21 protein-coding genes are annotated in these 26,824 nt (G+C 58.3%); 16 read left to right on the plus strand and 5 right to left on the minus strand.

Features of this window, described 5'->3' with window-relative positions; all coding sequences use genetic code 11:
- Position 1: 1 nt before the first annotated feature.
- The 4 genes from HNQ39_RS29250 to HNQ39_RS29265 are packed head-to-tail and all read right to left on the minus strand — an operon-like array spanning position 2 to position 6,076.
- A complete protein-coding gene (locus HNQ39_RS29250; RefSeq protein ID WP_184204153.1) occupies positions 2-292 on the minus strand; it encodes a P-II family nitrogen regulator in 291 nt (96 codons plus the stop codon).
- A complete protein-coding gene (locus HNQ39_RS29255) occupies positions 289-3,387 on the minus strand; it encodes a CusA/CzcA family heavy metal efflux RND transporter (protein WP_184204154.1) in 3,099 nt (1,032 codons plus the stop codon). The genes HNQ39_RS29250 and HNQ39_RS29255 overlap by 4 nt, the downstream gene beginning before the upstream one ends.
- The gene (locus HNQ39_RS29260; RefSeq protein WP_184204155.1) at positions 3,384-4,958 is read right to left on the minus strand and encodes an efflux RND transporter periplasmic adaptor subunit; all 1,575 of its coding nucleotides are present in this window, start codon (positions 4,956-4,958) and stop codon (positions 3,384-3,386) included. The genes HNQ39_RS29255 and HNQ39_RS29260 overlap by 4 nt, the downstream gene beginning before the upstream one ends.
- Complete coding sequence (locus tag HNQ39_RS29265; RefSeq protein WP_184204156.1) at positions 4,955-6,076, minus strand: TolC family protein; 1,122 nt, start codon at positions 6,074-6,076, stop codon at positions 4,955-4,957. Before HNQ39_RS29265 ends, HNQ39_RS29260 begins: the two co-directional genes overlap by 4 nt.
- Positions 6,077-6,247: 171 nt before the next feature.
- On the opposite strand from HNQ39_RS29265, the gene HNQ39_RS29270 reads away from it, so the two are divergent.
- From HNQ39_RS29270 to HNQ39_RS29335, 14 genes are all read left to right on the plus strand, one after another.
- Complete coding sequence (locus HNQ39_RS29270) at positions 6,248-6,922, plus strand: response regulator transcription factor (protein ID WP_184204157.1); 675 nt, start codon at positions 6,248-6,250, stop codon at positions 6,920-6,922.
- On the plus strand, positions 6,915-8,354 hold the full coding sequence (locus tag HNQ39_RS29275) for an ATP-binding protein (protein WP_184204158.1): 1,440 nt from the start codon (positions 6,915-6,917) through the stop codon (positions 8,352-8,354). The genes HNQ39_RS29270 and HNQ39_RS29275 overlap by 8 nt, the downstream gene beginning before the upstream one ends.
- A 53-nt stretch (positions 8,355-8,407) precedes the next feature.
- Entirely contained in the window at positions 8,408-10,279 is a 1,872-nt protein-coding gene (locus tag HNQ39_RS29280; RefSeq protein ID WP_184204159.1) for a multicopper oxidase family protein, read from the plus strand.
- A 179-nt stretch (positions 10,280-10,458) separates the two neighbouring features.
- Positions 10,459-11,739, plus strand: a complete 1,281-nt coding sequence (locus HNQ39_RS29285; RefSeq protein WP_184204160.1) for a hypothetical protein — start codon at positions 10,459-10,461, stop codon at positions 11,737-11,739.
- A 75-nt stretch (positions 11,740-11,814) separates the two neighbouring features.
- A complete protein-coding gene (locus tag HNQ39_RS29290; RefSeq protein ID WP_184204161.1) occupies positions 11,815-12,372 on the plus strand; it encodes an RNA polymerase sigma factor in 558 nt (185 codons plus the stop codon).
- Positions 12,373-12,431: 59 nt separating this feature from the next.
- On the plus strand, positions 12,432-12,938 hold the full coding sequence (locus HNQ39_RS29295; protein WP_184204162.1) for a hypothetical protein: 507 nt from the start codon (positions 12,432-12,434) through the stop codon (positions 12,936-12,938).
- Complete coding sequence (locus HNQ39_RS29300; RefSeq protein ID WP_184204163.1) at positions 12,935-15,469, plus strand: CHAT domain-containing protein; 2,535 nt, start codon at positions 12,935-12,937, stop codon at positions 15,467-15,469. The genes HNQ39_RS29295 and HNQ39_RS29300 overlap by 4 nt, the downstream gene beginning before the upstream one ends.
- Positions 15,462-16,688: a S8 family serine peptidase gene (locus HNQ39_RS29305; protein ID WP_184204164.1), complete on the plus strand. Its 1,227-nt coding sequence runs from the start codon at positions 15,462-15,464 to the stop codon at positions 16,686-16,688. The genes HNQ39_RS29300 and HNQ39_RS29305 overlap by 8 nt, the downstream gene beginning before the upstream one ends.
- A 68-nt stretch (positions 16,689-16,756) precedes the next feature.
- A complete protein-coding gene (locus HNQ39_RS29310; protein ID WP_184204165.1) occupies positions 16,757-17,962 on the plus strand; it encodes a DUF5666 domain-containing protein in 1,206 nt (401 codons plus the stop codon).
- A gap of 242 nt (positions 17,963-18,204) precedes the next feature.
- Complete coding sequence (locus HNQ39_RS29315) at positions 18,205-18,504, plus strand: hypothetical protein (RefSeq protein WP_184204166.1); 300 nt, start codon at positions 18,205-18,207, stop codon at positions 18,502-18,504.
- Positions 18,505-19,393: 889 nt separating this feature from the next.
- Positions 19,394-20,350 carry an AAA family ATPase gene (locus HNQ39_RS29320; RefSeq protein ID WP_184204167.1) on the plus strand — a complete coding sequence of 319 codons (957 nt, stop codon included), beginning with the start codon at positions 19,394-19,396 and terminating at the stop codon, positions 20,348-20,350.
- Complete coding sequence (locus HNQ39_RS29325; RefSeq protein WP_184204168.1) at positions 20,325-21,281, plus strand: ParB/RepB/Spo0J family partition protein; 957 nt, start codon at positions 20,325-20,327, stop codon at positions 21,279-21,281. Before HNQ39_RS29320 ends, HNQ39_RS29325 begins: the two co-directional genes overlap by 26 nt.
- A gap of 337 nt (positions 21,282-21,618) precedes the next feature.
- Positions 21,619-22,851 carry a hypothetical protein gene (locus HNQ39_RS29330; RefSeq protein ID WP_184204169.1) on the plus strand — a complete coding sequence of 411 codons (1,233 nt, stop codon included), beginning with the start codon at positions 21,619-21,621 and terminating at the stop codon, positions 22,849-22,851.
- Between the two features lie 14 nt (positions 22,852-22,865).
- The gene (locus HNQ39_RS29335; RefSeq protein ID WP_184204170.1) at positions 22,866-23,963 is read left to right on the plus strand and encodes an IS1096 element passenger TnpR family protein; all 1,098 of its coding nucleotides are present in this window, start codon (positions 22,866-22,868) and stop codon (positions 23,961-23,963) included.
- Between the two features lie 142 nt (positions 23,964-24,105).
- Here HNQ39_RS29335 and HNQ39_RS29340 read toward each other — a convergent pair whose 3' ends face one another.
- Entirely contained in the window at positions 24,106-24,495 is a 390-nt protein-coding gene (locus tag HNQ39_RS29340) for a winged helix-turn-helix transcriptional regulator (RefSeq protein ID WP_184204171.1), read from the minus strand.
- Between the two features lie 171 nt (positions 24,496-24,666).
- Here HNQ39_RS29340 and HNQ39_RS29345 point away from each other — a divergent pair, with 171 nt between their 5' ends.
- Together HNQ39_RS29345 and HNQ39_RS29350 are read left to right on the plus strand one after the other, a co-directional pair.
- Positions 24,667-25,641 carry an alpha/beta fold hydrolase gene (locus tag HNQ39_RS29345; protein ID WP_221290468.1) on the plus strand — a complete coding sequence of 325 codons (975 nt, stop codon included), beginning with the start codon at positions 24,667-24,669 and terminating at the stop codon, positions 25,639-25,641.
- Positions 25,642-25,693: 52 nt separating this feature from the next.
- The gene (locus HNQ39_RS29350) at positions 25,694-26,449 is read left to right on the plus strand and encodes an SDR family oxidoreductase (protein ID WP_184204172.1); all 756 of its coding nucleotides are present in this window, start codon (positions 25,694-25,696) and stop codon (positions 26,447-26,449) included.
- Positions 26,450-26,824 lie beyond the last annotated feature (375 nt).

A 26,824-nucleotide genomic window follows, 5' to 3' on the forward strand; every position in this document is an offset into this window, starting at 1 on the left:
CCTATCGAGCCGTGGGAAGAACAGACTCGACGGGGATTACCACAATGAATCCTTCGTCGGGTCTGCCCGTGCCTCCGTGCGATTGAATTGCTTCGATAACGGGCGCGAGAAGCTCCACGGGGACGATAACCTCTAGTTTAGATTGCACCACCTGCTGATAGTGCCCACCGTCCAGATGAAACGTCCGTGTCTCCGATACGGTCACTGCGGGAATGCCGGGGATCTCATGCAGGGCGTCGAGCACCTTCGGAACCAGGAAGGGCTGGAGAATGGCTTTGATCTCTCGTTTCATAAAGTCTCTTTCTTGCCTTGCTCAAACCAGGCGTAGAGCGTCGGCAGTACCACGAGGGTGAGAAGTGTGGACGTGATCAGTCCGCCGATCACAACCGTCGCCAGTGGCTTCTGAACCTCCGCCCCAGAGCCCGTGGCGAGCGCCATCGGGATGAAACCGATGCTGGCAACCGAGGCAGTCATTAGAACCGGGCGGAGCCGGGCTAGTGCTCCTTGATGGACGGCTTCGGCGACCGAGCGGCCTTCTTGGCGGAGCTGATTGATGAAGGTAATCATCACCAGGCCATTGAGCACCGCGATCCCCGCGAGGGCGATAAAGCCAATCCCCGCCGAGATCGAGAAAGGCATCTGCCGTGCAAGGAGCGCAAGAATTCCCCCCGTGATGGCAAAGGGAATCCCCGTGAAGACCAGTGCTGCTTGCTTCAGGCTCCCCAGGGTCATGAAGAGCATCACAAAGACCGCCAGAAAGGTCAGGGGGACAACCACCATCAGGCGCGCACGCCCCGACTGAAGCTGCTCGTAGGTGCCGCCGAACTCCATCCGGTAGCCGGTCGGGAGGTGGATCTCCTTCTGGAGACGTTGCTGCACTTCCTCGGTGAAGCCCCCCAGGTCTCGGCCACGGACATTCGACATCACTACGACCCGGCGCTGGCCGTTCTCCCGGCTGATCTGAATGGGGCCATTGACATAGCCGATCTTTGCCAGAGAGCCAAGGGGCACTTGCGACCCGGCGGATGTAGGGACGAGGAGACGGCCTATCTTCTGAGTGTCATCGCGAAAGGGCTTCTCCAGGCGCACGTTCACCTCCACCCGCTGACTGCCATCTGTGATGCTGGTGACGGTCTTGCTGGCGAGGGCGGTCTCGATCACGGCGTTGATATCGCTTACCGAGACTCCCCACCGGGCGATAGCCGCGCGATCAAGCTCGATCTGGAGCTGTGGCATGCCCTCGGTGGCCTCGACCGAGACATCGGCGGCTCCACGGACTTTCTCGACAATGGTAGCCATCTTCGCGGCGACCTCTGCGAGGACTTTGTTGTCGGTGCCAAAGAGCTTGATGCCCAGCTCCGCACGTAGCCCCTGACCTTGCACCATCTCGTCCATGCGCATCTTCACCGGCTGGGTGTAGCTCGCCTCAAAGCCAGGCGACTTATCCGTGAGCTCGGAGAGTTTCCGCACCAGCTCCTCTTTGGTACGCGCACGCTTCCAGTGCGCCTTGGGCCAGAGCTCGATCAGCGTGTCGGTCTGGTGGATCAGCATGGGATCCGTGGCGACCTCGGGCCGCCCGATACGGGTCACGACTTTCTTGACCTCATCGGGGAAGCTTGTGCGTAGCGCCGTCTCTAGTCGCTGCGAGCGATCCACCACTTCCTCCAAGCTTGTCCCCGGGGCGTAGAAGCCCGAGATCGCCGCCGCGCCTTCATCAAGCTCAGGGATGAAGGTGCTTCCCAGCAAAGGAAAGAGCGCAAAGCAGCCCACTACAAAGCCCAGTGCCAGCCCTGCCGTGAGCATCCTCGCACGGACGGCCCCCTGGAGCAACTTGGCATAGAAGCGCTCGATGACTTCCAGAACTCGGTTGGGCTTTTCTTCCTTGACCTTGAGAAAGTACGCACAGAGTGCCGGAACCCAGGTCAGGGAGAGGAGGAGCGCACCGAGTAGGGCGAGAATCACCGTCAGCCCCATCGGGCGGAACATCTTGCCCTCGACCCCCTGAAGCGTCAGGATCGGCAGGTAGGTGGCGATAATGATGAAGATGCCAAAGAGCGACGGCTTTAGCACCTCCAGCGCCGCTTCGTAGAGAACGTGCTGGCGCTCGTCCTCCGTGAGGTCACGGTGTAGGTGATGGCGACGCTCCGCGAGCTGGCGCACGGTATTCTCCACAATAATCACGGCACCATCCACGATCAGGCCAAAGTCCAGAGCTCCCAAGCTCATCAGGTTGGCCGAGATTCCCCAGTGGCGCATTCCGATAATCGCAAAGAGCATCGCCAGTGGGATCACCGACGAGACAATCAGCCCGGCACGAAGCTGAAGTAGGAAGGCAAAGAGGACCACGATCACCAACAGGCCGCCTTCCGTCAGGTTCTTCGTGGCGGTCTCTAAAGTGCGATTGATGAGCACGTCCCGGTTGAGGAAACCGACTAGTTTTGAGCCTGCGGGGAGTGTTTTCTCGATCTGCTTGAGCTTTGCACCAACCCCCTGCATCACGATACGACCGTTCTCTCCGATGAGAAGCAAGGCGACACAGTAGCTCTGCTCCCCGATGCCATCTTCCGAGAACGCCCCCTGCCGAATCGCATCGCCTTCCTCGACGGTCGCCAGCATCCCGACCGTGATGGGGATACCGTCTTTGGCGGCAACTACGACGTGCTTGATATCTTCCGGTCCGGTGAGCATCCCAACACTGCGGATCATCGCCTGGGACGCCCCCTGTGCTAAGTAGGAACCGCTGGCGTTCTGGTTGTTCTTCTCCAGCGCCTCCGTGAGGTCGCGTAGGGTAAGACCGTAGGCGAGGAGCTTCTGTGGGTCGACTTTCACCTGCCACTGGCGCACGGTGCCTCCCCAAGGGTTCACCTCCGCAAGCCCCGGAACCGTGAGGAGCTGTGGCCGCACCACCCAGTCCATCAGAGCGCGACGCTCGCGGAGTGAGAGGTTTGGGTTCTCTAGTTTGATGTGGGAGAGCTCCCCCAGCCCGGTGGATACCGGCCCCATCTCCGCCGTTGCCCCAGGAGGTAGCTCCCCCTGGGCCACGGTCAGGCGCTCCGCGACAAGCTGGCGCGCAAAATAAAGATCGGTGTCGTCGTCGAAGACCACCGTCACCTGCGAGAGCCCGAACTGGCTGATCGAGCGTGTCTCCTTGAGCTTCGGGGTTCCGGCAAGCGCGACCTCAAGCGGGAAGGTCAGCTGCCGCTCGATCTCCTCGGGGCCAAGCCCGGTTGCGGTGGCATTGATGACAACCTGCTTTGTGGTGATGTCGGGCACGGCATCGATGGGGAGCTGGAGGGCATTGTAGCCCCCGATCCCTAGTAGCAAGAAGCCCAGCATCACTATAAAGAGCCGCTGCCGAATCGCAAAGCGCAAAATAGCCTCGATCACTTGAGCTTCTCCTTCAGGAGTCCCGCGTTGCGCACGACCACGCGCTCGCCGCCTTTAAGGCCCTCGCGAACCAGGGCTTGCCCACCGCGCCGCGCCGCCACCGAGACCGTGCGAGCAACGAAGATCTCTGGCTTCTCGGTCGCGACAAAGACTACACTCCTGCCGCCCACTTCCTGCACTGCATCCTCGGGGAGCGCGGTTCCCCGCATCCCACTCTGCGCAACCAAGCTCCCTGTGACAAACATGCCAGGCCGTAAGACACTCGCCCCACCTGATACCCGGCAGCGCACCTTCACCAAACGGGTTGCGGCATCGGCGCTCTCCCCCAGCGTGACCACCGTGGCGGAAAAGTTCTTGCCGGGTACTGCCTCCGAGCGCACCGTAAACCGTGCTCCAGGCCGGAGCTGTCCGAGCTGGGCAGGAGGAACGGAGAGCTGCACCCAAACCTCGGTGCCGTTGAAGATCGTGTAGAGCGGCTTGGTCATATCGACGGTCTCCCCAAGGCTCGCGTGGCGCTCAGTGATCCTTCCGCTAAGCGGCGCATGGATGGGGATGGAGTGCATATCGCCCGGCTGGCCGCCCAGCAGCTCGATATCATCCAGGGCAGACTCCACCTCAATCCGAGCTTGCTGGAGGGCATTCTGCGCCTCAACCAGCTCTTTGTCCCGGGTGTAGCCGCCCTTGACGACTTTCTCCTCGCGGGTGAGTGCATTCGCCGCGCGCTGGCGTTGCTCATCTATACTTCGGCGGTGCGCCTGAGCTGCCTCCCACTTCGCGGCTGCGCTTCGGGTGCGGGCGGCTCCCTGCTCGGCGCGTGCCTCGGCAGCAGCGACCTCGGACTGCGCTTGCTTACGCTCCGCCTGCGCCTGCTCTAGGTCCTGGCGTGCGATAAGCTCCTCCTTAAACAGTGCCTCGGAGCGGGCCGCACGTGCCTGCGTAGAACCTAAGCGTGTCTGAGCCTGCTCCAGAGCTGCCGCCAGAGACTTTTCCTCACTCTTTGCCTCTTCCAGCGCCGCTCGAGTGGTCTTGACCTCACCCTCGGTATCGGAGAGCTGTGCGCTGAGCTGCGACAGGCTCTGCTGGTAGTCCTCCAGATGATGGCGCTCGAACTCCCCTAAGCTCGCCAGCTTCGTGCGCCGTGCGAGGTTGTCTTTGGCAAGCGCCTCTTTCTTTAGGGCAAGCCGGTAGGCCACCTGGGCTCCGTGGAGGTCTTCACTCTCGACAACAGCGACCACATCGCCTGCAACCACTTGCTGGCCCAGCTCGGCGTTCATCGCAATCACCTTTGCCTTGACCCGCGAGTTGACGCTGGCGAGGCTACTCGGGTTAGCCTCAACGCTCCCGTTAAACGTCAGGCTCTCCGAGAGCATGGTCTCTTGAACCGCCTCCACCGTAAAGCGCGCGAGGGCAAGGCTCTCTAAGTCCAGCACGACTTGGCCAGGTGTCGCGGGCGCACTTGGGGCGGGGCCCGCCTCTGACTGCGCTGCAACTTTAGGAGCACAGCCGCTAGGAATGGTCAGTAGGGCGCTCAGGCAAGCAATCGAAACAAAAAGAGAGAGGTGGTTTTTCATGGTGTTTTCAGAGAATCCGCTGTGGGATGAATACGCTCCCACTCAGTGCGTGCTTGTGCATAGGCAAAGGCAGCGGCGAGGCGCTCTGCGAGCACGGCGCGGTAGGTGCGCTGGGCCTCAAGGACTGCAGTAATGCTGGTCTGGCCTGCTTGAAATCCCGTCTTGCTGGCCTGGAGGAGCCGCTCTGAGCGCTGGATGAGGTCGGCTTGGTAGCTCTGCAGAACCGCCTCAGCGCTCTCAAGCTGTGCTTTTGCTTGTGCACGCTCCTGTGCGAACTGGAGTGTCAGCGCACTCTGCCGCGCTTGTTGCGCCTCCGTTGCGGCAGCGACTTGACGAACGCGTGCACGCTTCGCTCCCCAGTCGAGGGGGAAGTTGACCTGCACTGCCGCACCTCGATCCGCAGGGCCTGAAGGGTGAAAGAGGTTCTGGGAGCGGAGCATCAGAGAGACATCGGGTTTGAGCTCCGTTCGGGCAAGCTTCTCCTCACTGACCAAGCGCTGAAGGTTGGCGGCCTCTAGTGCTAGCTCCGGGCGTGGACCGCCTTTCTCGGCAAGAGGCACAACCGTGAGTGGCAGAGGGCTCAGGGGTGGAAGGGCTTCCTCAGGCGACTTTCCCAGAAGCACTGCAAGCGCCGCCTGCGCGGATTTGCGCTTGCCGCTCGCCTGAATGACTTGCTGCTGTGCCCTAGAAACTTCGATCCGGGTCTGAGTGGCCTCGATTCCGGGACGTGCTCCTAGATCGACTTGTCTCGTTGTCACCCGGTCGAGCTCTTGCGTCAGCTGGAGAGCCTCTTGTGCGAGGACTTCCTGTGCCTGTGCGTAGGCAAGGGCATCGTAGGCCACCCGAACCGCATGGGCTAAGCTAAGGGTCTCTAGATCCGCCCCCGCAGCACTCACCGCAAGGCGCGAGACAGCAACGGCTGTGCGGGCACCGCGCGCCCCGTTGACCTCCAACGGCTGCGAAAAGAAAAGCTCCTCGGTGGTGCCATTGGCGCTCCCCAGCCAGGGTGCCACATAAAATGTCGGGGCGCTGAGTGCTCGTGCTGCCGTCACGCCTTCCTTAGCGGCGGCAATCTCTTGGCGTGCCGACTGCATCTTGGGGTGCGATTTGAGCGCCATTTGAATGGCAGCATCTCGTGTCAGAACGGGAGTCTCTTGTGGTATGGCTACCTGTGTCAGAAGTAAAAAGACAAGCGCTTCTTGCATTGGGGGCATCCTAACCCGGCAACTATGAGAGGAAGATGAGAGGCTCTCACGATCCTCTCATAGAATGGGGGTACCCTGAGAAACATGAAGCTCTTGGTCGTTGAGGATGAGATCGCCGCGGGCATCTTTCTTCAGGAGGGACTCTCTGAGGAAGGCTACGCGGTGGATATGGCCCGTGATGCTCACGAGGCGGACGAAGCCGTGGCGCTCTACCGCTACGATCTGATCGTCCTCGATGTGATGCTCCCCGGCAAGGATGGGTTCACCCTCTGCCGGCAGTGGCGAATGGAGGGTGTCAAGAGCCCGATTCTCTTTCTCACGGCACGTGACGACGTGGCGGATCGAATTGCCGGGCTAGACCAAGGTGGCGATGACTACCTGGTCAAGCCCTTCGCCTTCGACGAGCTCCTCGCCCGTATCCGTGCCCTACTACGCCGCACGCTCAGTGAGCCAGTTCCCCCGATCCTTACCTTCGGTGAGCTTGTCATCGACACCAACTCCAAGAAGGTCTGGCGGAGCGGCGAGCTTGTCAGCCTGACCGCGCGGGAGCACCAGATGCTGGAGTATCTCGCGTTTCATCCCGAGCGCCTCATCACCCGCACCAGGCTCTGGGAACATGTCTGGGAGACAGGTAGTGAGCCTGACTCTAATGTGGTGGATGTCTATATCGGCTATCTCCGCCAAAAACTAGGCCGCGAGCGTATCGAGACCGTCCGTGGTCAAGGCTATCGCTTCAAGCACGAGGTCGAGAGTGAGTAGAAAAACGACCTTTCGAGATCGGCTGACACTTCAGACCACGCTGCTCTGCCTTCTCGTCTTGACCATTGCAGGAACGGCCGTTTTTCTGGGAGCACGCACCGCTCTCCTAGCAAACCTTGATGGGGCTCTCCTGGGGATTGCCCGTGCCGAGCTGGCATCTGCTCTCGATGGCCCCGGCGGAAAAGTGCATATCCATGAGGACAGCAAGCTGGTCTTGCACGGCGCAGCGGGCTATGAAAAATACGCTCTCATCCGGGATGAGCACGGGGATTTAGCTGCTCATACGGCCAATGTTCTCCCTCGTCAGCTTCCCAAACTAGACCAGCAAGCACTTCAAAGCACCGGCGGCGGACTCGCTGTTTTTGGGGATATCTACCTTGATGGGCGAGCACTACGTGCCGTCTACTACCCCTTCAAGGATCTGAAAGGCCGTCCCTATATCGCCATCTGCGCTGTACCTTATGCCCCCATGGAACAGTCTTTGCGCTTGCTGGGAGCGACGCTGCTCCTGGCACTGACGACCTGTGGACTGGGAGCCACCTGGGGTGCCCGGCGACTTGCCCTGCGCCTGACCGACCCTCTGGAGGAGTTAGCCCAGAGGGCACGGCACATTGGTGGTGAGACACTCCATGAGCGCATCCCCCAGCTTTCCCAGGACGACGAGCTGGTGAGCCTCACCGACGGGCTAAATGAGATGCTCTCCCAGCTCGATGTCGCCTTTGCCGAGCGCCAGACAATGATCGACGCGCAGCGCCAGTTTCTCATGGACGCCTCGCACGAGCTACGAACCCCTGTCTCCAATCTCCGGGGCCTGGTCGAGGTCTCCCTGCGTCGCCCTCGAACCAATGAGTCCTACCAGAGAACGCTGAGTATCTGCCTCCCTGAAATCAAGCGTCTCAATGTCTTGGTCAACGACCTCCTGACCCTCGTCCGTGCAGAAGCAGGAACTGTGGTTCTGGCAAAAGAGCCGGTTGACCTTGTCGCGCTGATCGGCCAGGCGCTTCAAGCCCATCAGGCAAACGCGACGGAAAAGCAGGTTCATCTTTGCCCGACGACCCCAGAGAGCCTCAACCTTCAGGGCGATCCGACACGTCTGCGACAGGTTCTCGATAACCTGATCGACAATGCGCTCCGCTTCGCACCAACGGAGAGTAAAGTTGAGGTAACTCTCACAGAACAGGACAAAATGGCAGTTCTCACCGTTCGTGACCAAGGACCGGGAATCTCCCCCGAGGATCTTCCTCACCTCTTTAAGCGTTTCTGGCGCGCCGATGTCTCGCGAAACCGCGCCACGGGTGGGCTGGGGCTGGGACTTGCCATTACTCACTCGCTCGTCGAGGCACATGGAGGGACTATCACTGTGGAAAGCGTGGTAGGTAAAGGCGCATGTTTTAGTGTGACTATCCCTCGGCATGGATTCACTACGGCCTAGGCTTAAGGTTTTTATTGCAATAATCATGTTAAATAGCTTGAAGGATTTGAAAAATGCAACTGACCCCTTACAAAGATTCGCTCACGGTTCCGAAAAAGCTCATCATTAAACGCGGGAAGCTGAAGATCGCGATGGTGCGAACGCGCTTGCGTCTTCACTCGGAGCTTCCCAATACCACAGCGCTATGGACCTATGAAGGCTCCGCTCCTGGCCCGATAATCGAAGTGCGACGGGGCCAGAAGCTTACTGTGGAGTGGAAAAACCAACTTACAGGGACGATTCCACTAACGGCAGCACGATCTAAGCAAGTTCCAGGAGATGAGGATCTCTGGCACTCCAATGTGGCAGGCATTGCCTTGAGCTCCGATGCTGATGAAGTGATGATCACTCCCCATATTGATGATCTCCACGCTCATACGGTAGTGCACCTTCATGGTGGCAAGACATCCCCCGACAGCGATGGCTGGACCGATAATGTCCACCATCTAGGTCAAACACAGGCGTGTGTCTATGAAAATGACATGCGCTCCACTCTTCTCTGGTACCACGATCATGCCATGGGAGTTACGCGCTTCAATGTCTTTTCGGGACTTGCTGGGTTCTACATTATCCGTGATGCCGATGACGACAAAGTCATGAGCGCCCTTCGCGCCTCGCATGGCCTCACGAAAAAGGCACGTTCGCCCAAAACGCCTCTCGAATTGCCACTGGTGATTCAGGATCGTAACTTTCTGACCAAAGCTAACGGAGACCTAACCGGCGAGCTTCTGCATATCGTCCAAGATCTTCCTCTCAACGCTGCGGGGGATAAAGGCCCAATGGAGTTCTTTGGCCCCTACACTCTCGTGAATGGAACCGTTTGGCCCCACGTCGACGTTCGGCCTGGCCCTTATCGGCTTCGCCTTCTGAACGGCTCAAACGCCCGGACGTATGCGCTTGCTCTGGTCGATCAGAATAATTCTCCTGTACCGAACGTGACTATGCAGCAGATTGGTACGGACGGGGGCCTTCTTGGTGCCCCCAGACCCGTTGAGCGGATTGTCATCGCACCTGCAGAGCGTGTGGATCTGATCATCGATTTTACCAGTGTCGCTGCCGGGACCAAGCTTCGTTTTCTGAATACCGCCCTCTCGCCCTTTGGTAATCAATATGTTCCTAAACCGGGGGATACCGCGCCCAGCGACCTACTGGTACTTCCCGAAGTGATGGAGTTCCGGGTGCAGGGCAAGAAGTGCCAGCGCCTCGATCTTCCCGCTCCGTTATCAAAGTTTAAGGCGCTGACTCACGGTGATTTACCCCACCATCATAATCACCGACTTGTTGCCTTAGTTGAAGATACCAACACCTTCGGAATGCTGACCTTTCTAGAGTTGGAAAAGGTAGGTCCAGCACAGACGCCGACTCCTGACGGAATGCTGAACCTACCTCTAGATATCCATCCTGACGACCCAGCAAATCCCCTTCCTTCAGTAGACTATCGGATCACAGCACGGATGTTCCGTGACGGAAACCCATGGATGGTTGCTGAAAATGCCACTGAAGTATGGAATATCATCAACCTCACAGGAGATACTCATCCCTTTCACATCCATTTAGTGCAGTTCCAAATGCTCCGGCGCACTGGTTTTGATCCCCAAAATTTTGAATACAATGATGGCAAGATTGCGAACCAAGGCCCCATTATATCTAAGGGCACATCACAACCGTTAGAGATCGGTTGGAAAGATACTGTGCGCGTTGATCCAGGTGAGCTAGTCTCAATTGCGGTTCCATTTGAAGGATTTTCTGGTCAGTATATGTACCACTGCCATATTCTAGAGCATGAGGATCATGAGATGATGCGCCCCTTTGTTGTCATGTCTGAGGAGACGATGCCTTTTATGCCGAGCCATGGCCATTCCTCGGGTCACGATCATAACCACTGATTCACGATCGCAGATACCTACTTGCCTGCTGGGACAAAACAATATGTCCCAGCGGGCAAGCTAATCGTTTCTCGACAGAGTGTAGTTTTACACTGCTTGACGTTGTATTTTTGTTCGCTCTCCCTCTCTCTCTTACGTGAATTCAGCACCTTAGGGTGATTGAGATGAGAGGATATACGATGAAACGACTAAACCGACGCGCTTTTGTTCTGGGGGCACTGCTTACCTTTGGCTTGACGGGATCTGGCCATGCAGCCTTTGCACAGAGCATTGTTGCTCCAAATATCTATACCAATGCGAATGCAGAGTGGGAAGTTGCAGGAGCCGCAGGGACGCATCACCAGCAGATCTTTAGTAGTACCCAGTTCTGGCCGGCCAATGAGACCCATACCCTAAGCTCACTGGCGTTCCGGCCTGGCAAGTCCCTCTTTACTGGTTCCTATACCTGGACTCTGAGCCATGTTGAGGTCTACGTGAGCACCACGAAAACGACTGTCGCAGGTCTCAGTGCTACCTTTGCCGATAACTACGCCAGCTCAACAGATCGAACTCTGGTCTACAGTGGGCCAATCACGTTTTCGACGACATTAACCAACTACGGCGGTCCGCATAACTTCGACTTCAAGATTCCCTTCCAGGTGCCGTTCTCCTATACCCCAGGGCAGGGAAATCTCCTGGTGGAGGTCATCGACTACAGCTTCTCCGAGAACCTCTGGAACGCACAGGTGGACTGCATTGCTGCCAGCGATCTCACCAACTACGTCATGACGGACTACCGCTATGCGACGGGCCGGATAGGCTACTTTGGCGGGGCGGGAGTGGTGATGCAGTTTGACACCGACTATGTCAGCCCAAGCTCGATTCTTCCGACCTCGCTTGTCCTCTCACCCACTTCCCTGATTGGTGGGGCATCGTCGCTTGGCACGGTCACACTGAACGCACCAGCTCCCGCAGGCGGCCTGAGCGTCGCCCTTACCTCCAGCGCCACGGCCGCGAGTGTCCCGGTCTCTGTTTTGGTGCCTGCGGGCCAGTCCAGTGCCAGCTTCGCGATCCCGACTACGTCGGTCGCAGCAACCACGGTTGCCAACCTCAGCGCAACTCTCAATGGGGCAACGGTGGGAGCGAACCTGACGATCAACCCAGCTCCTGCGCCGCCACCGCCCACCGGCCTCCAGATCGCACAGTTCACCGTTAATCCAAGCACCCTGGAGAGCGGTGAGCTCGCCGATGGCAAGGTCGTCCTGAGCGGAAAAGCGCCTGCAGGCGGTGTCACGATCAGCCTCACCAGCGCCAACCCGGGCGTGCTCAGTGTCCCCCCTTCCGTCTTCATTCCCGCCGGGGAGAAGCGTGGCGAGTTCAAGCTGACCGCAGGGTCCGTCATAGCGGCAACGCCTGTAGTCGTCAGTGCCACCCTGGCAGGAGCCCCCAGTAAGGCAACCGTGACTGTCATCCCCCGCTAGGAGGTTTTAGCTCTCTCATGGTTCTCTCACAATCGCCTTGATAGAACCCATAATGGGAAAAAGATGCGGATTGGTTTGAGTAAAAACTATCGGAGTCTGACGGATTCTGAGCTAGTTGCAGAGTGCATCCCAGGTAGCGAGGCTGCCTGGGATGAGCTGCTTCGTCGGCACGGTGGCCTGATCTTCTCCACCATCCGGCGCATGGGGCTGTCATCGCTGGATGCCGAAGATGTCTTTCAGAGTGTCTGCATACTGCTGCTGGAGAACCTTACAAGCCTGCGGGAGGGTCAGAAGCTCACCGGCTGGCTTATGGCCGTCTCGCGGCGGGAGACACTCCGCTGGCTCCGGCGACAGCGGCCCACAAGCGAGCTTCCTACCACGGAGCGAGAGGCCACCGATGACCTCCCCGAGAAACAGCTTGCCGCGCTTGAAGACCGGCACTTACTGGAGCGTGGCCTGGAGCAGCTCGGAGAGCGGTGCCAGACGCTTCTTATCGCACTCTACCTAACCGAACCTGCGCCCAGCTATGAGGCTATCGCCCAGGAGCGCAGCTGGCCTGTGGGCAGTGTCGGGCCAAACCGGGCACGCTGCTTGGAGCGCCTGCGCGTTGAGCTGGAGAAACTGGGATACTAAGGTGCTGTATTTTTCACGCGCCTCTCTGTCTCTCTTAGAGCAGGTAGGAAGATAAACCCATGAGCGATGAGACCGAGCTTGAAGCACGACTAATAGCGGCGAGGGCAGCAGGCCCTCTAGAGCCCCTCACAGAGTCAGCAGTGGCACGCGCACGCCAGCTCTTTCGACTCTACACCCCCCAGCCAGACCAACAAACCAGCCTGGTCCAGCTCGCCCGACTGGTCTTAGATAGCTTTCGGGGGCCACAAGCCCTGGCAGCAGCCCGAGGAGCAACCACAAACGAGGCGCGGGAGCTCTTATTTGAAGTGGGCGACCTGACCTTTCGCCTTTTTCAAGAGCCCTTTGCACAAGACGACTGGTTCCTGATCGGCCAGCTTCTCACGTCAGAAGAAGTACCAGTCGAAGGGATCCAAGCAACCCTAGAGCCTGGAGAGCTCGCCGCAACCGAGCGGGGCAAGGGAGAACTTCACTTTGACAGTGTCCCACCGGGCCGCTATGCCGTCCGCCTTATGCTTCCCGATGGCATGAGTATCGTTGTCCCGGAGGTGCCGGTAGGACAGGTATGAGTGAGCCATCGCTAGCACAACAAGCAGGCTCCCTTCGCCAGGAAGCTCAGCAGCTTCGGGCGCAGGGCCGCCATGTCGAGGCGCTCGTTGCCTACGACCGCGTGGCTGCTTGTGCCCGCGCTGCACAAGATCCCGTACTAGAGGCGCAGCTACTGATCGGTAAGATTGACTCACTGGGGGTGCTAGGACGCGAAGATGAAGGAATTTCCCTCGGACGTGAGCTTGCCGCGACATTATTTGTTGCTGGCTACGAAGAAGACGCTGCTCGGGCGGGGATGAATATCGCCAACCTGCTCTACCGTCAGGATAGGCACTCCGAAGCACTGGCAGAGTTCGATATCTGTTCAGAGGTCTTTGCCAGCCGAGCGAGCCGTGCGCTCCTGGCACGTGCTGAGGCCAATGCCGCCAACTGCCTCTCGTGTCTCGGACGGCTCGCGGAGGCACAGGAGCGTCTCACCCGTGCGCGCGAGGGCTTTCTTGCCGAAGGACTGGAGCCACTGGCCGCCATGGCCGAGGCGAACCAGGGCTACCTCCACTTTCTCGCGGGCAGCTATGGCCCTGCACTCACGGCCCTGAGCCATGCCCGCGCGGTATTTCAGGCAACAAGCGGGATGGAGCTCGAAGCCGCAAAGTGTACCGCCGACCGCGCCGATGTCTACCACGCCCTCCAGCTCCTCCCCGAAGCCAGCCACGACTACACCGAAGCACTCGCAGCGCTTGAGCTTCCCTACGAGGCAGCGCGGGCACGGCTCGGGCGGGCGAGTGTTCGGCTTGCTCTGGGAGAGACGGCACTCGCCCTCAATGACCTCGAGGGCGCAGAGCTGACCTTTCGCGCTCAGAAAAACCACTTCTTCCTGGGGAGAATCGCACTGCTTCGAGCGCAGGTCACCGGCGAAGTACGGGAGGCACAGAAAGCGGTGCGCCTCTTCGTCCGCTCCGGGCAACAGGGCTGGGCGGCGGAGGCAAGGCTGCTTCTTGCGGGTGATTCCCCCCGCAAGCTCCTGGCGATTGTACGCACGGCCAAAAATTGGTCGCGTGGCTGGCTGGAGTGCCGCGCGTGGCGAGCCCTGGCATCGGTCTACGCACAACGGGGAAAGCCAAACGACGCGATCCAGGCACGACGCGAGGCAGTAACTGTCTTTGAGTCCGTACGCACCCAGCTCGCCGCCCCCGAAGAGCTCCATGTCTCCTTCCTAACAGATAAAGCCCAGCTCTACATGGAGCTGATCGATGCGCTCCTGGAGCGAGGGCGCACCGCGGATCGGGCAGAGGCGCTGCTTGTCCTAGAGCGCTCCCGCTCCCGGCTGGTCTTGGAGCGCTTGGCGCAGGCAGCCCCTAGTGCGCTCCCCACCTCCGAGCGCCTGGCAAGGCTTCGCCACGAGCTGAGCGAGGCTTACCAGCGCCTCAATGGATTTCCCGACGAGTCGCGCCGTTTTGGGGGCGTTCCGACAACCGAAGCCCTCCGTGCACTGGAGGAGACCTACCACCAAGCTCTGCATGAGGAGGAACTCCACCAGAGTGCTACCCTCCCCACGACCGCCCTCACGATCCAGCTGGACACGCTGGCACTCAAGCCCGATGAGGCGCTTATCGCCTACTACGGAACCGCCGACTTCGTTCATGCCTTTGTCTTGCGTGCGGGAGAGCCCATCGCCTTTCTGCCCAAGCTCTGCCCCCAGCGCGCACTCGTCCTTGCTGGTCGGCGGCTACGCTTCCATCTCCAGCGCCCTCGCACTTCCGGAGTGGGTGAGGTGGAGAGCATCTTAGGCGAGCTTTACGACCTAATCTTTCGCCCCCTTAAACCTCTTCTCTCAAACAAAGAGAAGCTGGTGTTCGTGCCGCACTCAAGTGTCCAAGGGCTCCCACTCGCGGCCCTCTGGGATGGTGTCGAGCCACTCACCGAGCGCTTCGAGTGCACCCTGGCCACGGGAATCGCGCTGTGGAAGGAGCGCGAGCCGCTCTCGTCACCACATGACGCGGAAGTACTGGTGATGGGCTTAGATGCCCCAGAGATCCCTGCTGCCCTCGATGAGGCACGGCAAGTTGCGGCGTGCTTCTCGGACCCCCACCTATGCCTTGGGGAAGCAGCAACAGGCGAAGCGTTCACGCGCCTTGCGCCGCACTGCCAAATCATTCACTTGGCGACGCACGCTCTGTTCCGTGCAGACAACCCACTATTCTCAGGCTTGCAGCTTGCCGATGGCTGGCTTCTAGCCCACGACCTCTACGGATTGAGGCTATCCGCACAAACCGTCACCCTCTCGGCCTGCCAAACCGGTCTGGCAACAACCGTTGGGGGAAGCGAGTCATTTGGGCTGGTTCGTGCGTTCTTGGCTGCGGGGGCACAGTCAATTGTCGCAAGCCTCTGGAATGCCGATGATGCTACCACACGTTTGTTGATGGAGAGATTTTATGAGCAAGTTAAACAAGGACATACCCCTTCGGGAGCACTGCGAAGTGCCCAGCAAGCGATTCGCATGCACTTCCCACACCCCTACCACTGGGCAGCCTTTCAGGTGTTCTGTGGCTAAGCCCTCGCTTGCTCTTGGCCTACTTGCCCTGGTCGCGCTCGTGTCGGGTTGCGGGGGCGGAGGAGCCTCACCCAGTCCCACACCCACACCGACTCCAACACCTCCAGCGGGAAATCGGAGTACGGTTCTGGTACGCCCCCAGACAGGTGTCTCCATCACAGCTCTCGCAAGCCGCTACGGGGCCACAGTTGAGGAGCAGGTTCCGGGAAGCAATATCTACGCTCTGATCGGAAGCGACGACCTCAAGACACGTCTCTCCAGTGACTCCGAGGTGCTCTCCGCCGAGGACGACGATGAAGTACTAGCTCCCGAACCTGCCAATGGTGATCCGTTCCACTTCCCCACCGACTTCCAGGCAGACCCACTAACCAGCTTCGATACCAACCTGCGCGGAATGATCGACGCTCCTCCCGGCTCGTTTGGCCGAGGACGGGCCGGGGGAGCTCCCATCATTGTCGCGGTTCTGGATACGGGTGTCTCACGAGCGCACCCGGCCCTCCAAGGTCGGCTATTGCCTGGCTACAACGGGATTACGGGTAGCAGTGACGAAGGCGAGGTCGCCGATGGAACCCACAATCGCGGGATGGGGCATGGCACGATGGTTGCGGGGGTTATCGCACGCCTGGCTCCCGACGCCAAGATTCTCCCGATTCGTGTCCTCAATGCCGATGGCGTGGGCTCGCTTCTCTCCATCACCAAAGGAATCGAGTACGCGCTTGCCAATGGCGCACGGGTGATCAACCTAAGCTGTGGGATCGGGCGGCGCTCCGACGTGCTCGATGATGTGTTTAGTGGACTGGCAGAGAAAGGGGCTATCTTGGTCGCCTCCGCAGGCAATGAGAATGTCTCGGCCGGCCCCTATCCTGCCGCCGCCGAGCATGTCCTTGCTGTTGCCGCCGTAGAGAGCGACCGCACCAAGAGTAAGTACTCCAACTACGGCCCCTGGGTCGATGTGGTCGCCCCGGGAACGGGAATGGAGAGCTCCTGGTGGCAAGGCGGCTACGCCCGCTGGTCAGGAACCTCGTTTGCCACTCCCTGCGTCGCTGCCGAGGCCGCCTTTATTCTCGCAAGCTATCCCAAGCTGAAGTCCGATGACATCGAGAGCTGTATTCGCAGCTCTGCTCTCTCCGTTGACGAGGCAAACCCAGCACTCACCGGGCAGCTCGGTAAAGGTCTGGTTCAGTTTCGTGCGGCACTGGTGAAGGCAAAAGATAAATAATCAGAGCCTGTATTTTTCCTAAGGCACGTGGTCTCTCTTACTGCGAATCTACATTTTGGAGTAAGACGATGAAACGACTGACAGCGATCTGTGTACTTTTAGGAGCGATAAGCCTTGTTGGCTGTGGCGGCGGTGGAAGTGGCAGCAGCTCCACAGGAACCCGTAAGGTGGCAGTGCTCGCCACCGATAGCTTCCGCGAGGACTACGACCAGGTCTGGGCGACGATCTACAAAGTGGAGCTGCTTCCCGAAGGGGGTGGCGCTCCGATCGTGGTCTTCGATGATCCCACGGGTCGCCAGATCGACCTCAAGACGCTCAGGGATGCAACCGGAGCCCGCTTCGCTTTTCTCGGTGATGCCAGTGTCCCCGCGGGGAACTACACCGGAGTGCGCTTTGCACTGGGCTCCGAGATGCGCCTAGTTGAGCACGGCAAAACAGTCGTAGAACCGATGCCTTTGTCGAGCACTCTCCCACTCGATGGCGCGGGTCATCCGCAAGTGACGGTAAACTTCCCGGCACCTCGTGCCCTAGGGAGTACAGGTGATCCGGTGGTGATCGACTTCGACCTGGCGAACTTTATCCTGAAAGACGGCAAGCTCACGCCCTCGGTGGTGGAAGGCGACCATAGCGGCCTCTCCGACCCCAGCCGCCATGAGCATGAGGACTACAAGGGGGCGGTGAGCGAGCTCTCCGGAAGCGCCCCCTCCCAGACCTTTGTCCTCAACCGGGGCCGTGGGATGAGCGTGACGGTTGCCACGACCGCCGCAACCGCGATCTACGGCAGCGGTAGTCTAGACAATGGCAAGGTTGTCGAGGTGACGGGGCGCTACAACCCAACAACCGACCGACTGGTCGCCACCAAGATCGAGGTCAAGGGAGCTGGCGAGGACAGCAACGAGAGTGAGGGAAGCCACGCCCCTGAGATCAAGGGAAGCGTCGGTTCCGTCTCGGCCACAGCGGGAACGTTCTCGGTAACACTGCGCAAGGCCAAGGGCTTCGCCCCCAACGTGACGACCATCAACGTAGTCACCTCTCCAACAACCATCTTCCGCACCGACGGCGGCCGCACAAAGACCTCGGCGGAGTTCTTTGCTCTCCTAACGGGGGCGGCAAAGGTCGAGGTCGAGGGCACCTACGATGCCGCTACCAATACCCTCACCGCAGCCAAGGCCAAGGTTGAGAACGAGAGCAACGATGGCGGCTGGGAAAATGAGAGCCACCACGACCAAGACGACCACAACGGCGATGGGAAAGTGGATGGCAACGACGATTAGATGAGCCAGTGTGCCAGGGAGACGTTCGCTTCCCTGGCACCTCTGAGGAGGTCTTCTATGGAGAAGTGGAAAAGGTTCTACCTCTTGCGAGTTGCGTCTTATGGCTCGGTCTCGGTAGCCCTAGTTGGTCACAAGTTCTGTACTCACAAGCCCCCATTACGGTAGGGGCCACACTGATCCAATCGTCCTGGTTTGCCCCCGATGGCCTCGACTCCGATGTCTACACCTGGGACAGCTTCCTGTTGACATCCACAGCCGATATCGCAAAGATCGACTGGCGTGGTAGTGCCTCGGCGACAAAAAACTTCAACATCGCCATCTATCCCTCTATCGCAGGGGGTAGCCAGCCCCTAGTGCCCACACCAGATACCAATGGTAACACAGCCCTTGCCGCCTACAACGTGGCTGGCTTAGCAGGAGCTTCTGTAGGAACCTTCAATGGCATCGCGATGTACGATTACCATTTCGATCTGCCAACAACCTTCCAGGCGCAAGCAAATACCAAGTACTGGCTTCGTATTCTCGGGGATGATGGTAGCTGAGGCTGGGTAAGTGCCACAGGGGGAGATGGGCGTAATTTCCAATACTATACGGGCCTCTCCTTACAACCCTTCATTTTTCTCTGGCGGGTAGGAGGGGCTTGAAGCGGATGGCAGGGGCCATTAGTAGGTCCAATCAGCTCTTCGGAACCGACGGGCGTTTAGGGAGAGGCACCCAGCGCGTGGTAAGCCATGGCTAGTAGATATCGTTCCAGCATCGTCCCATTCGGCTTCGTGAGGGCCACCAAAGATTCCCCCTTGGAACTGTCACCGCGTCAGAGTCCGCGCTTACTTTTCTGGATCAGACTCGAACCTCCATTGAGGCGCTGCTCTCGCGCCATGTCTCTGGTACAGACTACGGCGAGGAGCACGAGGAAACAGTCCAAAGCAATGAAGAGGGCATCCTGAATCAGAGATTTGCCTGTAGCATCTACAAGCTCTGGCGTCGCCTCCCCCACGTTGGCAGCGACAAGATATGGATCACGACCTCCCTGCGCGAGGGCTGGACCTCGGTGACACTCAGCGAAGATGCAGGGCACTTCATCTGATACCCCCTGAAATAATAGAGAATCTCCCCGCAGAGCATCAACTTTGTCAATTCAAATTGACAAAGTTGCCTCGTTGGCAAGGGGGCAATCAGGTGACGAAAAATCACATCACAACAACCAGTGAATATATCCCACGACATCACCAAGGTTTTCAGTTACAGAAACTAAACCATCAAAAAAAATCCTCTCTTTTTCCCACAGATGATAAGAAAATAGAAGAGTGTGAGTTATAATGACTAGCAATCCAGACAGGCAATCTGGAGTTCGTTCTCCGAGGGCGAGGGGAAGCCATTCCCTCAATTAGGCAAAAGCATATGGCTAGCAGGGCTAAAACAACTGAAGATTTGACAGCGACACAAGCAGCGCAGGTGCTTGGTGTTTCTGCGGAGACTCTCCGTCGTATGGATCGGCGGGGAGACCTTAGTCCTTCCAAGCGAATCGGCAATCGGCGTATCTACACCCCAGACGATATCAGCCGCCTCCGCGAGCTGCTCGGTGGCAAGCGCCGTAAGGTGAGCGCCACTATCGCCCTCGTCAACCAAAAGGGTGGAGTTGGCAAAACGACAGTGGCAATCAACCTAGGGGGAGCATTGGCAACTCAGGGCTACCGCGTCCTGATCATTGACTTCGACCCTCAAGCAAACTGCTCCTTTGGTCTGGATGTCCTCTGGAACGACATTGAATCATCTATCGCAGATGTGATTGGATTTGAGGCAGCAGGTCCTTCAAAGACCCTTACCGAAGTCATTCGTCGCGTGAGCTACCATCCTAACCTCTACCTTGCTCCATCCCACTTGAACCTAGCCGCTGCTGAGATGATGTTGCACAGTGCTATGGGGCGTGAGCTTAAGCTCGACAAAGCACTTGATAGTGTGCGCAGTGACTACGACTTTATTCTAATTGATGCACCGCCCTCTCTTGGTCTACTCTCGATCAACGCTATGGTGGCAGCAGATGCCTTGCTTGTCCCTATCGATGGAGCCTTCGCTCTTGAGGGAGTTCGTCAACTCCTGAATACTCGCAAAGGCTGCGCCGAGCTCTCACGCCATCCCATCCATGTCCTTGGAGCGGTTCTCAACCGGCAACGAACTATTACTGCTAACTCCGCCGCAATCCGCGATATGGCTGTCCAAATCTTTGGACGCCGGATGTTTGATACGGTCATCCCAGAGCGTACTGCTGTAGATGGATCAACAGCAGCCCGCCAGCCCATCGTTTTCTCGCGCCAGCCAGAGGCAGATCCTTATTTTGAACTTGCTGAGGAGGTGACGCGAAGTGTCGCAGAAATCGTTGGCAACTAGCTCATCGGATCGTACCGCGCGGCTAACTCTTGGACTTGCACAGACAGCGGCGGCGGCATCGGCTCTGCTCGAGGAAGGGGATCGTCGTCATGCAGGTATCCCTGAGGATGCACGGGACCTCCTCCTCGATGATATTGAGCCTGACCCTCTGCAACCACGGCGCACCTTTGAGGAACCAGAGCTACGAGCTCTAGCAGAAGATATTGCAAGGCGTGGAGTTATCTCCGCCATCCTAGTACGTCCGCCCGTTCTCCCGCTGGGCAAGTATCGCCTTGTCTGTGGGGAGCGTCGCTGGCGAGCGTCTCGTATGGCAGGCTTGGTGCGCATTCCAGCACGAGTTCGTGAGCTGCGCGATGACGAAGTTCGAGCAGCACAGCTTGCAGAAAACATCCTTCGTGCAGATCTCAACGATATCGAGAAAGGGCGCTCTCTGCGAGAGCTCTACGATATTCGCAAAGAAGAGAATGCTCGCACTACCTGGGAAGCAGTCGCAGAAGAAGTAGGACTTGGCCGTGCTCGCATCCATGATCTGTTCCATCTAGCAAGCCTTCCTATGTCTATAGCGACGTTGATTGAATCCGGACGGCTCTCTGGTAGCCACGGTATTGCTCTCCAACGTGCCCAGGCCCAACTAGGCGAAGAGACAGTCATCCAGCTCGCCCAAGAAGCCGCACGCCCCGAAGGTCGTCGCACAGGTAGCTTTGGCCTCTCCGTTGTCGCACTTCGCGAGCGTATCCAGTTTCTTCTAAAGGGTGAGGCTACTCCTGAGCCAGAAGTAGCCCCCGTTGCAAAAGTAGCACGTCCCTTTATCCAGAAGACCCTCCAGGCAATCACTGCAGGAAAGCTCAAACAAGAAGAGTACGCGGAGCTCCTTCGTGCCCTGGAGAGCTATCAAGCAGCCTCCTCAGAAACGGAGGAGGCAGACCAATGAAGCAAAACGCAAGATGGCCGAGCCATCGACAACACCCTGAAACATCAGCGGGGAGGATTACGATCCTCCCCGCTGATGTTTTTAGAGCTCACGTAGCTGTCGGGGGATGTCCCCCGACAGCACGGAGAACCTTAAGGATGTCACGCCCCACTACCTGCACCTCAACTTTGTCAATTCAAATTGACAAAGTTGCCCCAAATCGAGAGTTTTCCATGTACGACGAAAGACCACGACAGAAGCAACTCGTTGAAAAAACATCGTGTGATGTCCCCCGATATTTTTCTGCACTTCGACGACAGAAACGGAGAGCCTCAGGCTTTCCAGAAGGGAGGATATCGTGAGCGACTTTGAAGGCTTCCAACCGCTAGAGGCCAACTTTACCCCAACTCCTAATCAATTCTTTGACTACGTCGTGCCAAACTTTCCGCCGTGTGTTGTCTCGGTTGTTGCCACCATCATTCGAGCAACTCTAGGCTGGACAGATCCTCTCACGGGAGAGAAACGCATTGAGGCAGAGCTGTCTGTAGCAGATATTCAGCGCCGGGCTAAGCTCTCACGCAACTCTGCACGAGATGGTATCCGAGGGGCTTTGACAGCAAAGTTGATCATCGAGACGGCGGAAACCTATGCCACAAGTGGTGCCCGCTATGCTCTACGCTGGAGTGATGAAGCACGCCAGCGGGCTGCTATTGAGCGTCAACGCAGAGCCCTTGACGATGCACCAAGCAAACCAAAAACATCCCTGCGGGAGGGAGATGAGGGAGGGGGTCAAAAATTGACCGGGTCAAAATCTGACCCGGTCAAAAATTGCCCCCCATATAAAGAAAGAAATTCCCAGAAAAAGAAAGATACGGATGTATCTGTAAAGAAATCGTTGAACGTTAGCGAGGCCGAAGTACCAAGCCCAGCTCCCTCAACGCCCAACGAGGGGGGAAGGGGCATATATGCCATACGAGATAAAGCCGTCTCAGAGCTCATCGCCCTGACAGGAGACGAAGGGAGCCTACGGCGATTTCAGCAGCTCTGGGAGATCGCGGAAGGGAAAGGAACGCTCGAAGCCTGGAACGCGGCTCTACGAGCCACACGAAGGCGTCTGAGTGGCAATGCAAGGCAAGCCTTAGACCGCCCAGGAGCCTACTTCGACAGGATCTGCGTTCAGGAGCTGGAAAAGCGTGAAGTCTTCGTTCCCACCATTGCGGAGAAGCAGGCTGATCTTGGCGTGGGCAATGCCATTCGCCAGGGACTCTTTGGAGGTGAAGATAGACTTGGTGGCGAGGAGAGCCTTCTCGCCGAGGAAGAGGAGCCAGCGCCACAAGAGGCGATCACAGAGGTGGTTGCGCCGCCGCTCACGGCTACCGAACTCGCCGCCGAGCTGGCTGTGCTGGAGAGCCAGGGGGGGGCACCCTACGAAGCCTTCCTGAGCTTCTGTGAGGCCGAGCGCAAGCGCTATGAAGCCGAGATGGGAAAAGTCAGCCAGGCGAGCCGAGAGCGCCTCCTAGCCGTCTTTGATCGCCCTGAGAAGAGGCGCGACTTGTACAAAAAGTGGAAGGCAGCAGGTCAAGCTCTATGACAAACCTATCCCCTGTGACGAATCTACGCTGCACGAAAAAGCTCTTGGATCGCTTGAAGCTACCCGCCAAACAATCCAAGCCCGGCACCCCTACGGCGTCAACTGCGAAGCTGGGAGACTGGTATGCAACCTACCTTCCTCTCCGCCCAAAGCACCTGGTGCTGGCCATCAGCCAGAGAGCAAGGCTGGCAGTACTCTTCCCCGCCGCGCCCCTACAGACACTGCCTGCGCGCTTCCTGGAAGCCGTACGACACCGACTAGAAGCGCTCTGCATCTCATCGGAGGCCATCGAGCAGGAGCTCGCCGCGATGGGAGAGGTTCAGATTCTACCCACGGGAGCAGATCGGTGCCGTGCCACCATGGGAACCATGACCCAGTTCCTTCAGGTGATTGACTACAGCCAAGAGCGTCAGGAGCATCCTGAGGAGATCGCGCTCTACCTGGGACGCTACCTAGTGGGAATCACCGGTCAGAGAGACTACTTCCGGCCTAATAACGTTGCGCGTGAACTACTCGACCCAGCCACCGTGCTTGAGGAGTCGCGCTATGCCCTCCAGCTTTGCGTGACGATCCAGGAATCAGATCCCCCGATCTGGCGGCGTTTGCTGGTTCCTGCCTCACTGAGCCTGCACCAGCTCCACCATGTGATCCAGAGTGCGTTTTCTTGGAAGGGCTGCCACTTGCATGAGTTCACGATTGGGGAGGACGATGCTGCGTTGACTTACGGAATTCGCTACCAGTTTGCGCTCGACCTGGATGGAGGGCCGGATCGTAGTGATCAGACGTTGAGTTTGTTTCGTGCGTTGCCCGAGGTGGGAAGCCAGCTACGCTATGTCTACGACCTTGGAGACTACTGGTGTCATGAGGTTGTGCTCGAGGAGTGTGTGGAGTCTGAAGTGAAGTGGCCTCGGTGCCTCGCTGGTGAGCGCTGCGGGCCTCCTGAGGACTGTGGTGGTATTGGGAGCTACCAGGAGATCCTTGCGGCTCTTGCTGGTGGTTCTAGTCCAGTTTCTCAGCGGGAACTATTTGAGTGGCTTGAGTGGGCCGGTCCTAGCTTCGACCCTACCGCTTTTGATCTTGCTGTGACGAACAGAGGGCTTAGCTACGACTGATCTCCTCGCCCCACAATGTACATTTTAAGAAACGGTTTCTTGGTACCTTGAATCTGGAGCCTGTCGCTTAACCTACCAGACAAATTTCTGGGGATATTCCACTCTCCAGTGTGCTCTATTTTTGTGCCCGTTTTTTTCGACGTCAATCTCTAATCTCTGGCTCAATGAACTCCTTGGGGAGGATTACCCCGGGGATGTACTTATGTCCCCACTCCCCCAACGCTTGCAACACCAGGCCGAGATCGGCTCCTTTTCGGGTGATGAAGTATTCCGCTCGTGGGGGATTGTCCTGATAGAACTCTTTCTTAACGAGGCCGGCTGCCTCTAGACGCTTCAAGCGCTCTGCCAGGATATTGGTTGGTATCGCCTCGGGCGAGGACTGGAACTCGCTGTAACGGTGCATGCCCGACAACAGCAAGTCGCGCACGACAAGCAACGTCCATTTGTCACCCAGGATGTCTAGCACGTTAGCTATCGGACACGTTGACCGATAGCCTTCTGGGCAAGAGGGGGATGGTTTGTTTTTCTTCATGAACAAAATTTTAGCCTAGTTACTTGCGAATTGCAAGTGATGGGTGTAAGATGTGACTTGTGAATTGCAAGTGACTCGGCTTCGGCACACGCTACCCCGTTTGCCGCAAGCAAGAGCAAAGCTTTCGATTTGCCTCAAAAACACTACGAAAACCAAAAGCGAATCAATAACATGAATGACTCTTTTCCCGCCCCCGACTCCAAATCCCGCCGTCAATTACTCGTCGCGGGTGCCGCAATGGCGGCAGCAGTTTCCTTGCCTTTGCACGCAAATGCGCAGAGCGGACGCACGACGGACACGAATTCAGCAGTGGCATCAACGCGCTTCGTCGAGGTCGGCGGCCGCAAGCTGGCCTACCGCTCCGTTGGAACCGGTAAACCCATCGTGCTGTGCAATCGCTTCCGCGGTGTGCTGGGCCTGTGGGACCCCGCTTTCATTGACGCCCTCGCGGCGCAAGGATTTCAGGTGGTGACCTTCGACTATTCAGGGCTGGGTCTGTCCACTGGGGAGAGAAGCTATAACCCGGCGGCCATGGTGAAAGACGCCAAAGACCTGGTCGATGCGCTCGGGCTGAAAGATATCGTGATCGCGGGCTGGTCCATCGGCGGCATCGTTGCGCAGATCTATCTGGCGATGTTCGGCCAAGACGTCAGCCATGCCGTTCTGCTGGCGACGACGCCGCCCGGCAAGCTCGTCAAGCAGGCGGAGCAACTGTTCTACGACGCCGCTGCAGTACCTGGCATCGGTCTGGATAACTTCACCACGATCTTCTTCGAACCCGCAGACGAGGGCAGTCGTGCCGCCTCGAAGCGGTCCTTCGAGCGGATCATGGCACAGAAGATTCCCCGCAGCCCGGACGTACAGGCCGACTGGGCGATCAGCCAGATCGGGACCACACCGCGCAATCCCGCCTTTCCGTCGGACGAGATCCTCGGTTTCTTGAAGACCACAAAGACCCCCATCCTGCATCTGGGTGCGGACCACGACATCATTTTCCCGATCGAGAACTGGTATGCCCTCAACGGCCAGTTGCCGAGCGTCAGTCTGATTACCTACCCCAAGACAGGCCACGGCCCGCATCACCAGTATCCGGAAGCCGCAGCAACCCAGATCGCGGCATTCATCAAGGGCACACGCAAGGCCTGAGCGGCCTCATGCATCCGCTACCCACTTATCAACGAACCACAGAGAACCCATCATGAAACTCGAAGACAATACCATTCTCGTGACCGGCGGCGGCTCCGGCATTGGCCGCGGCCTCGCGGAAGCATTCCACCAGCGCGGCAACAAGGTCATCATCGCCGGGCGGCGCAAAGCTCTGCTCGACGAAGTCGTGGCCGCTAACCCTGGCATGGAGGCCATTGAGCTGGATGTCGCCGACTCGGTCAGCATCCAGGCGGCGGCGCAAACCCTGATCGCCCGCTATCCCACCCTCAACGTGCTGGTCAACAATGCGGGCATCATGCCTTTCGACAATGCGGCCGGTCAGATTGACGCAGCGACCTCGCGCCGCTTGGTCGAGACTAATTTGCTAGGGCCTATCCTGCTGACATCGGCGCTCATCGAACATCTGAAGCGGCAGCCCAATGCCACGATCATCTACAACACGTCTATCCTAGCCTACCTTCCGTTGGCTCTCAGCGCGGTTTATTCCGCCACCAAGGCCGCCCTGCATTCCTATGCGCTATCCCAACGCTTCATGTTGCGCGACACCAACGTGATCGTGCAGGAAATCGCACCGCCCTGGGTGGATACCAACCTCATCGGGAAGAGTGGTGATCCCCGCGCCATGCCGGTCGATGCGTTCATCTACGAAACTATGCAAGGGCTCGCAACGGATGTTCCTGAAGTTGTGGTCGAGGCGGTTCGTCCGCTTCGAGCCAACCCCGGCCCCGGCGAGCATGCTCTGATCAATGCATTCAATGCCGATCTGATAGCGAATCCGCCTATTTGAAGCATTATGAAAGGACTGGGCCGTCAAAGATTCCCAATAGTCTGACACAGAAGTGTGGTGTTTTCGTACAAGTCTCAATCGAACGCCGCGCAGCTCGGGGCCAGCAATGCAAAAAAGAGGCCCACCAGGGAACCTTCCGGGGGCCTCTTGCTCGCTCTCTGGAGGTGGTATCATACGTCTCCCCACATAGACAAAAATTCTGGGTTGTCAGTTACGTGCAGCTCTACCTGGAGCTGTGGGCATCGCCCGGACGTGGCAAAGAGCTATGGAGTGGCTTGAGCAACTGTACGGACGATTTCATAAAGCTGGTATCCTTGCCGGGAGTGTAGTTGGATGACAAGTGGGATCTAGTAGAGCCAGAGCAGCCTCGAAATC

The sequence above is a fragment of the Armatimonas rosea genome, from assembly GCF_014202505.1.
Taxonomy (GTDB): Bacteria; Armatimonadota; Armatimonadia; order Armatimonadales; family Armatimonadaceae; genus Armatimonas; species Armatimonas rosea.

What these genes read in the sequence shown, in the direction of transcription:
- HNQ39_RS29250 (WP_184204153.1), bottom strand. Translation starts at nt 292, where the DNA reads ATGAAACGAGAGATCAAAGCCATTCTCCAGCCCTTCCTGGTTCCGAAG.
- HNQ39_RS29260 (WP_184204155.1), bottom strand. Translation starts at nt 4,958, where the DNA reads ATGAAAAACCACCTCTCTCTTTTTGTTTCGATTGCTTGCCTGAGCGCC.
- HNQ39_RS29265 (WP_184204156.1), bottom strand. Translation starts at nt 6,076, where the DNA reads ATGGCGCTCAAATCGCACCCCAAGATGCAGTCGGCACGCCAAGAGATT.
- HNQ39_RS29270 (WP_184204157.1), top strand. Translation starts at nt 6,248, where the DNA reads ATGAAGCTCTTGGTCGTTGAGGATGAGATCGCCGCGGGCATCTTTCTT.
- HNQ39_RS29280 (WP_184204159.1), top strand. Translation starts at nt 8,408, where the DNA reads ATGCAACTGACCCCTTACAAAGATTCGCTCACGGTTCCGAAAAAGCTC.
- HNQ39_RS29285 (WP_184204160.1), top strand. Translation starts at nt 10,459, where the DNA reads ATGAAACGACTAAACCGACGCGCTTTTGTTCTGGGGGCACTGCTTACC.
- HNQ39_RS29295 (WP_184204162.1), top strand. Translation starts at nt 12,432, where the DNA reads ATGAGCGATGAGACCGAGCTTGAAGCACGACTAATAGCGGCGAGGGCA.
- HNQ39_RS29300 (WP_184204163.1), top strand. Translation starts at nt 12,935, where the DNA reads ATGAGTGAGCCATCGCTAGCACAACAAGCAGGCTCCCTTCGCCAGGAA.
- HNQ39_RS29310 (WP_184204165.1), top strand. Translation starts at nt 16,757, where the DNA reads ATGAAACGACTGACAGCGATCTGTGTACTTTTAGGAGCGATAAGCCTT.
- HNQ39_RS29340 (WP_184204171.1), bottom strand. Translation starts at nt 24,495, where the DNA reads ATGAAGAAAAACAAACCATCCCCCTCTTGCCCAGAAGGCTATCGGTCA.
- HNQ39_RS29345 (WP_221290468.1), top strand. Translation starts at nt 24,667, where the DNA reads ATGAATGACTCTTTTCCCGCCCCCGACTCCAAATCCCGCCGTCAATTA.
- HNQ39_RS29350 (WP_184204172.1), top strand. Translation starts at nt 25,694, where the DNA reads ATGAAACTCGAAGACAATACCATTCTCGTGACCGGCGGCGGCTCCGGC.